Consider the following 7,458-nt stretch of genomic DNA (forward strand, 5'->3'; position numbering starts at 1 on the left):
GAACGAGCCAGGGCGCATGCGCCTCAAGACCGTCTACGAAACGGCAATGGCGGATGGGCTCAAGGGCATCGCCCTGCAGGGGGTCGGGCTGGCCTGGATTCCCGATTTCTGCATCCGCGACGAACTGGCGAACGGAAAGCTGGTGCGCGCCGCGGGGAGCGACTGGGATATCCCGTTGGAAATTCGCCTGTATCGATGCTCGCTGGTTCACAAGCCCGGTGTCGAGAAACTGTGGCGCCGCATGATGAAGCTCCCCAGCGATTTCCTGCGTGCATGAGTCGCGCTCGGTACGGATGACGTTCCGCCGCTGGCGCGGGAAGTGCGGAAATCTCGTCTAGACTGGGTGTGTCGTAACAGGCCGATTATTCAAGGTTCGTCTTTACCGCCCGCGGTGACAGCAGACAATAGGGAATTCAACTTGATAGCCCTCTACTCCAACGCCGTCTCTTTCTGCCGATACTGGTTCGCCGTCGTTCGCGATTCAGTCAAGTTGTGGCTCGACCGCAACGCCTTCAGTTACGCCGGTTCGCTGGCGTTCTATACGCTTTTTTCGCTGGCGCCAACGGTCATCATCGCGGTCACGGTGGTGGGGCTGTGGCTGGGCGAGGATGCCGCCCGGGGCGAGATCGTGGACCGCCTGCAGGACACGCTCGGCCCTTCGGCGGCCAGCGCGATCGAGAGCGCTGTCGCGCAATCGAGCATCCAGGCCTCGGGCATCCTGCCCACGGTGGCGGGCTTCGTCACGCTGCTCATTGGCGCGACGACGGTGTTCGGTCAAATGCAGTTTTCACTCAATACCATCTGGGGTGTCGCGCCCAACCCGGATCGCAACAGTATCTTCCTGTTTGCCAAGAAGCGTCTGCTGTCGATGGCCGTCGTGCTGGCGATAGGGTTCGTGCTGCTCGTGTCATTGATATTGGGTGTCATCGTGCAGGCGACGTTCAGCTACGCCGGGGACTGGGTTCCCGGCAGCGTGTTCCTGCTCGAGATCGCTCAGTTCGCGCTGTCCATCGTGGTCATAACGCTGTTCTTTGCCGCCATCTTCAAGGTGCTGCCGGATGTCGTGCTCTCCTATCGCGACGTGCTGCTGGGCGCCCTGGTGACGGCGGTGCTGTTCATCATCGGGCGCAACGCGATCGCGGCCTATCTGGCGCATACGGCAACCGCGTCGACGTACGGGGCGGCGGGCTCGGTCGTACTGGTTCTGCTCTGGGTGTACTACTCGTCGCTGATCCTGCTGTTCGGCGCGGCTTTCACCCGAACCCATGTCCTGGCCAAGGGCGGCAGCATCATTCCTCGCAATACGGCCGTGGCAGTGCGCCATGAAGTGATCACAAAGGAGGAGGCATCTCATGACCCATCGGACGATCAAGGCCTGGGTGAGCGGGAGAGTCCAGGGCGTCAGCTACCGTGAACATGTACGTCGTCACGCGGAGCGCTGGGGCATTACCGGTCATGCGATCAATCTCGAGGACGGGCGTGTCGAGGTAACCGCCCACGGCGAAGCCATCGCCATCGCCGAACTGATCGATCAGCTCTGGGAAGGGTCGCCGGCCGCCGACGTCACCGAGGTCACGGTCGAGGAGGCGACGCTCGCGGCCCCCGCGAGCTTCACCACAGGCTGAAGCCTGACGGCAACGATCTGGTCCGAGCGCTGCAGCTCGCGATCGGACCAGATCACATCAGGGAGAGGGGGGAGTCGTGAGTGTCTCGACGATCCACTCGATCACGGCGGAGCCGTCGGCATTCAGGCAGACCTCTGCCGGTGTACCCTGCGACCAGCGGGCATCCACGAATTCCCGCCGTTCCGGCGCCATCACGGTCTGTCCCTCGGCCAGACCATCGGTGACCACGCTCAGGTAGCCCCGCTCGACGGTAAAGAGATCCGGTCGCAGCAGCCACACCAGCGCACAGCTGTCATGGGGACAGCAGCCATCGATGTCCAGCGCCTGCTGATAGAAGGCGCGATAGAAATCGTAGCTCTCACCCAATACCTTACCCAGCGCGCCCTGGGCTTCGACGATGCGCGCCATGCTCTGCGGGTCCAGCACGCAACGGTGCGTGGCATCCAACCCCACCAGCGTCAGCGGCCAGCCGGCCTGCAGCACCCGGGCCGCGGCGTGGGGGTCGTTGAAGATATTGGCTTCCGCGACGGGGGTCACGTTACCGCCTTCACGGATCGATCCGCCCATCACCACCACTCGCTTGACCTTGCCGACCAAGCCGGGATCGAGCTGCAATGCGGCGGCGAGATTGCCCAGTGGACCGACGGCGACCAGCACGACTTCTCCCGGCCGGGCATTGACCTGATCGACGATGAACTGGGCTGCACTCTGCTTCAGGGCTTGTGTGGAGACCTCCGGCAACTCGATGTTGCCCAAGCCGTTGTCGCCGTGGATATGTCCCGGCGGCGGGTTCTTGGGCTTGACCAGCGGACCGGCGGCCCCCTGGGCAACGGGAATCGACTGACCGGCGAGCTCCGCGAGCAGCAGCGCGTTGTGGGTGGCGACTTCGATCGTGACGTTGCCGAAGGTGGTCGTCAGGCCCAGTAGCTCGATATCCGGGTGGGCCAGCGCGATGGCGATGGCCTGGGCGTCGTCGACCCCCGGGTCGGTGTCGCAAATGATGGGTGTCGGCATGAGGATTCCTAAGATCGGTTCAGGTGGCGCGACACCAACTGCGGGGCCGGCGGCGCGGCGTCGGTGACGATGTTCAGGGCTGTGTTCAGGGCTATGTTCAGGGCTATGGTCAGAGTGTCGAGCGCTCGGCCGCGAGGGCGGGCAGGGCCATCAGGGCCTTCTCGACGGCACTGGCCTCGGGAATGCTGGGTTCGGCGCCGGCTGTCTGGACACAGAGCGCCGAGGCGGTCGTCGCCAGGCGCAGCGCCTGCTCGACATCGTCGCCGCGCTGCCGGGCCGCCATGAAATAGCCGATGAAGGTGTCGCCGGCGGCCGTGGTGTCGATGGCCTCCACCGCGTGGGCGGCCAGGGTGATTCGCTGGCCCCGATGCTGATGACAGGCGCCTTGACCACCCAGGGTCAAGACGACCTCCACCTCCGGCAAGCGCGTGGCCAGCGCCTCCAGCAGCGTGTCGGAATCGACGGACTCTTCCTGCCCGACCAGCGCAGCCGCCTCGCCGCGATTGAGGAACAGGAGCTGGCATAGATCCAGCGGCAAGTCGGCAATCTCCACGGAGAGCGGGGCCGGGTTGAATGCGACCGACAGACCCTTGCCGGCCGCCAGGCGCAGCATCTTTCCGGCGTCATTGCACTCGTTCTGGAGCAGGATCCAACTGCCGGGGGCGGCCGAGTCGACCAGGGAGCCGAGGCGACCGTCGTCGAAGCCGTGGTTGGCACCCGGATAGAGAATGATCGCGTTCTCGGCGTCGTCGTCGACCTGGATCAGCGCATGGCCGCTGGCGTCATCGGTCAACTCGATATCCGCGACGTCGACGCCGGCGCTGGCCAACGGCTCCAGCGCCCACCGGTCCCCCTCGTTCAGGCGCCCCCAGTGGACCACGCACCCGCCGGCGCGCGCCAGTGCCAGCGACTGATTGGCACCTTTGCCACCCAGTACCCGATGCAGGCTGGTACTGGAGAGCGTCTCGCCCGGGCGCACCAGGTGCGGAACCCGGTAGACGTGGTCGATGTTGATGGAGCCGTAGTTGTAGATCCTCGGAGTGTCGTTCGCCATCAGGCGCGCTCCTCGTTCAGCCAGGTGCGCAGGTTGTCCGCGGTCAGGTCGACGACGCGCTGGCGCGCTTCCGGCGTGATCCAGGCATTGTGCGGCGTCACGATCAGGTTGAGCGGCTCGGACAGGGCATCGAGCAGGGGGTGTCCCTCCCGTGGCGGCTCGACGGGCAGGCTATCGACAGCCAGCCCGCCCAGTCGCCCATCGCGGAGGGCGGCGAGCGCCGCGTCCTCGTCGATGATTCCTCCGCGCGCGCAATTGATCACCAGCGCATCCGTCTTCATCGTCGCCAGCGCCTCGCGGCCGACCAGGCCCCGAGTCGCTTCCGTCAGCGGACAGTGCAGGCTCAGCACATCGGCTTCACCCAGCAATGCCGCCAGCGGCGGACGCGAATCGTCGGCTTCGTTGCCAGGGCGCGCGGCGAAGGTGACACGCATGCCGAAGGCTTCTCCCAGCCTGGCCACCGCCGTACCCAGCACGCCGCTGCCGACGATCACCAGGTGCTTGCCGGCCAGCTGCAGCGTGCGGTGATCGAGCAGGCAGAAGATGTCGCTGCTCTGCCAGGCGCCATCACGCACGTCGGTCTGATACAGCGGCAGTCGTGCGGCCAGCGCCAGCATCAGCATCAAGGTGTGCTGGGCGACACTGGCCGTGCCGTAGGCCGCAACGTTGCGGACCATGACGCCGCGCCGTTCGGCTGCGGCCATGTCGATGTTGTTGGTGCCGGTGGCCAGCACGCAGATCAGCTTCAGATCGGGGAGGGCATCGATCAGCTCGGCATCGATGACGACCTTGTTGGTCAACGCGATGGTGGCACCCTCGAGCCGGCCGAGCGTCTCGTCCTTGGCCGTCAGCTGATGAGTCACGAGATCGTCGACGAGGGTGCGAACCGGCGCGAGGTCGACGTCGTCGCCGAGGGAAGCGGCATCCAGAAGTACGGCTTTCATGCGTCTTTTCCTTGTCTCTTTTCCGTTCCGACGGTCGTCGCCTGGCGGTCGCTGGCGTGCGGACGACGACATCGGCATTGTCAGCCGGTAATATTGCCTGCGACCGGCCGCTACGCGCTATACTATGCGGCTTTCGAGCTTGGCTTGGGAAGGTCCGTGTGGCCACCGGTCATGACGAAGAACGAACGAGAAACCGACTAAAGGATGGCGCGACGCTCGTCGGGAGAAGCGCGCCTGGATATTGCCAGCAAGCCGCTCGATTACCGGCCGGCGACCCTGGCAGTCATAGAGAGTGACGACATCATGCCCATCTATGAATATGAGTGTAAGGCTTGCGGTCATCGGTTGGAAAAGCTTCAGAAGATCAGCGCCGCGCCGTTGACGGATTGCCCGGCCTGCGCGCGCGCCGAACTGTCCCGGCTGGTCTCCGCGGCCGGCTTTCGGCTGGCCGGCGGCGGCTGGTACGAGACCGATTTCAAGTCGGGCAGCAAGAAGAACCTCGTTGGCGATAGCGCCAAACCCGCCGCTTCCGGCGACAGCGCCGGCAAGTCGGATGGCGCCAGCAAGGCGAGTGGCGAGAGCAAAGCCTCGGCCTGAATACCGTCTTCACCATTTTTAGCTTCACAATTTTAGGATCCAGCATGCGCAGTCATTATTGCGGCCAATTGAACGAGTCATTGATCGATCACGAAGTCACGCTCTGCGGGTGGGTCCATCGCCGCCGCGACCATGGCGGTGTCATTTTCCTCGACATGCGCGATCGAGACGGTGTCGCTCAAGTGGTGGTGGATCCCGACACCGCGGAGGCGTTCGCCAATGCCGACCGCTCGCGTAGCGAATACGTGCTGCGTATCGTCGGTCGCATTCGGCTGCGCCCCGAAGGCACCCAGAACCCCAACATGCCCACCGGCATGATCGAGGTGCTGGCCAAGCAGGTCGAGGTACTGAATACCGCCGCCACGCCACCTTTCCAGCTCGACGAACATGGCAAGGTCGGCGAGGAAGTGCGGCTGAAGTACCGCTACATCGATCTGCGCCGGCCGGAGATGATCGAGAAGCTGCGCCTGCGCTCGCGCATCACCCACAGCGTGCGTGCCTATCTCGAGGATCACGGCTTCCTCGATATCGAGACGCCGATCCTGACCCGCGCCACGCCGGAAGGCGCGCGGGACTATCTGGTGCCCAGCAGGACCCACGATGGCCACTTCTTCGCGCTGCCGCAGTCCCCGCAGCTGTTCAAGCAGCTGCTGATGGTGTCCGGCTTCGATCGCTACTATCAGATCGCCAAGTGCTTCCGTGACGAGGATCTGCGCGCGGATCGTCAGCCGGAATTCACCCAGATCGATATCGAGGCGTCGTTCATCGACGAGCAGGAGATCATGGGTACCACCGAGCAGATGGTGCGCCAGCTGTTCCAGGACGTGCTCGACGTGGCGTTGCCGGCATTCCCGCGCATGCCCTACAGCGAAGCGATGCAGCGCTACGGTTCCGACAAGCCGGACCTGCGCATTCCGCTGGAACTGGTCGACGTCGACGATCTGATGCAGTCGGTGGATTTCAAGGTCTTCTCCGGCCCGGCCAAGGCCGACGACGGTCGCGTCGCCGCGCTCAAGGTCAGCGGTGGCGCCAAGCTGTCGCGCAAGGAGATCGACGAGTACACCAAGTTCGTCGGCATCTACGGCGCGAAAGGCCTGGCCTGGATCAAGGTCAACGAACGCGCCAAGGGGCTCGAAGGTCTGCAGTCGCCCATCGTCAAGTTCATGGAAGGCATCGTCGAGCAGCTACTGGATCGCGTCGGTGCCGAGGATGGCGACATCATCTTCTTCGGTGCGGACAAGGCGCGTATCGTCAACGAGGCGATCGGCGCGCTGCGCGTCAAGCTGGGTGAGGACCTCGATCTCTATACCGCCAAGTGGGCACCGCTGTGGGTGGTCGATTTCCCGATGTTCGAAGCCGACGACAACGGCCGGCTCTCCGCGCTGCACCATCCGTTCACGGCGCCATCCTGCTCGCCGGAAGCACTGCGGTCATCGCCGGCGACGGCGCTGTCCCGGGCCTACGACATGGTGCTTAACGGCACCGAGCTCGGTGGCGGCTCGATCCGTATCCACGACCAGGCCATGCAGCGTGCCGTCTTCGAGGTGCTCGGCATCGGCAAGGACGAGGCGGAGGAGAAGTTCGGCTTCCTGCTCGACGCGCTGCAGTACGGCGCGCCGCCCCATGGCGGGCTGGCGTTCGGTCTCGATCGACTGGTGATGCTGATGACCGGATCGCGCACGATCCGCGACGTGATCGCCTTCCCCAAGACCCAGAGCGCCGCGGACCTGATGACCGACGCCCCGGGCGAGGTCACCAACCAGCAGTTACGCGACTTGCATATCCGCCTGCGCCAGAAAGCGCAGCCGGAGCCCACCGGCGAATGACGAGTCTGTTCTGGCAGGACGCCGGCGCCCCAGATGGGCGCCGGCGTTGTTTTGCCGGTATCTCTCGCGCTCGACGCCGCTCCGGCGATGTTCACGACAAGTGGTCGCAGAGCGGAACCGGAGGTGCGTTGCCATGAGGAGTCGTGATTGGCGGGCAGTGGCAGAGGAGTCGGGCGCTTGATCCTGCTGGGCATCGATCCCGGTTCGCGAATCACCGGCTACGGCGTCATCGATGTCGCCGCCAAGCCGCGCTATGTCGCCAGTGGCTGTATCCGTATCGACGGCGAGGACCTGGCCCAGAAGCTGGCGCGGATCTATGCCGGCATCAGCGAGATGATCGGTGCGTACCGGCCCTCGGAGTTTGCCATCGAGCGGGTGTTCATGGACAAGAACGCCGA

Annotated in this window: 9 protein-coding genes; 6 read left to right on the forward strand and 3 right to left on the reverse strand. The window is 64.7% G+C overall.

What is annotated here, in order from left to right:
- The 3 genes from AC3AYF_RS15925 to AC3AYF_RS15935 all read left to right on the forward strand — a co-directional run.
- The coding region (locus tag AC3AYF_RS15925) for a LysR substrate-binding domain-containing protein (RefSeq protein ID WP_487779989.1) at positions 1-277 on the forward strand (277 nt) is incomplete at its 5' end.
- 141 nt (positions 278-418) lie between these two features.
- Positions 419-1,414, forward strand: a complete 996-nt coding sequence (locus AC3AYF_RS15930) for a YihY/virulence factor BrkB family protein (RefSeq protein WP_295037869.1) — start codon at positions 419-421, stop codon at positions 1,412-1,414.
- A complete protein-coding gene (locus tag AC3AYF_RS15935) occupies positions 1,353-1,625 on the forward strand; it encodes an acylphosphatase (RefSeq protein ID WP_295037868.1) in 273 nt (90 codons plus the stop codon). Before AC3AYF_RS15930 ends, AC3AYF_RS15935 begins: the two co-directional genes overlap by 62 nt.
- Before the next feature lie 57 nt (positions 1,626-1,682).
- Here AC3AYF_RS15935 and AC3AYF_RS15940 read toward each other — a convergent pair whose 3' ends face one another.
- From AC3AYF_RS15940 to AC3AYF_RS15950, 3 genes are all read right to left on the reverse strand, one after another.
- Positions 1,683-2,639, reverse strand: a complete 957-nt coding sequence (locus AC3AYF_RS15940) for a nucleoside hydrolase (RefSeq protein WP_487779990.1) — start codon at positions 2,637-2,639, stop codon at positions 1,683-1,685.
- Between the two features lie 109 nt (positions 2,640-2,748).
- Entirely contained in the window at positions 2,749-3,693 is a 945-nt protein-coding gene (locus AC3AYF_RS15945) for a ribokinase (protein ID WP_295037864.1), read from the reverse strand.
- Entirely contained in the window at positions 3,693-4,637 is a 945-nt protein-coding gene (locus AC3AYF_RS15950; RefSeq protein ID WP_295037862.1) for a D-2-hydroxyacid dehydrogenase, read from the reverse strand. Before AC3AYF_RS15950 ends, AC3AYF_RS15945 begins: the two co-directional genes overlap by 1 nt.
- A 303-nt stretch (positions 4,638-4,940) precedes the next feature.
- Here AC3AYF_RS15950 and AC3AYF_RS15955 point away from each other — a divergent pair, with 303 nt between their 5' ends.
- The 3 genes from AC3AYF_RS15955 to AC3AYF_RS15965 form a co-directional block, all read left to right on the forward strand.
- On the forward strand, positions 4,941-5,234 hold the full coding sequence (locus AC3AYF_RS15955; RefSeq protein ID WP_149434969.1) for an FmdB family zinc ribbon protein: 294 nt from the start codon (positions 4,941-4,943) through the stop codon (positions 5,232-5,234).
- A gap of 44 nt (positions 5,235-5,278) precedes the next feature.
- Positions 5,279-7,060, forward strand: coding sequence for an aspartate--tRNA ligase (gene aspS, locus AC3AYF_RS15960; RefSeq protein WP_295037860.1), 1,782 nt, complete (start codon positions 5,279-5,281; stop codon positions 7,058-7,060).
- 177 nt (positions 7,061-7,237) lie between these two features.
- A partial coding sequence (locus AC3AYF_RS15965) for a crossover junction endodeoxyribonuclease RuvC (RefSeq protein ID WP_487779991.1) occupies positions 7,238-7,458 on the forward strand: 221 nt, incomplete at its 3' end.

Source organism: Salinicola sp. (assembly GCF_982684285.1).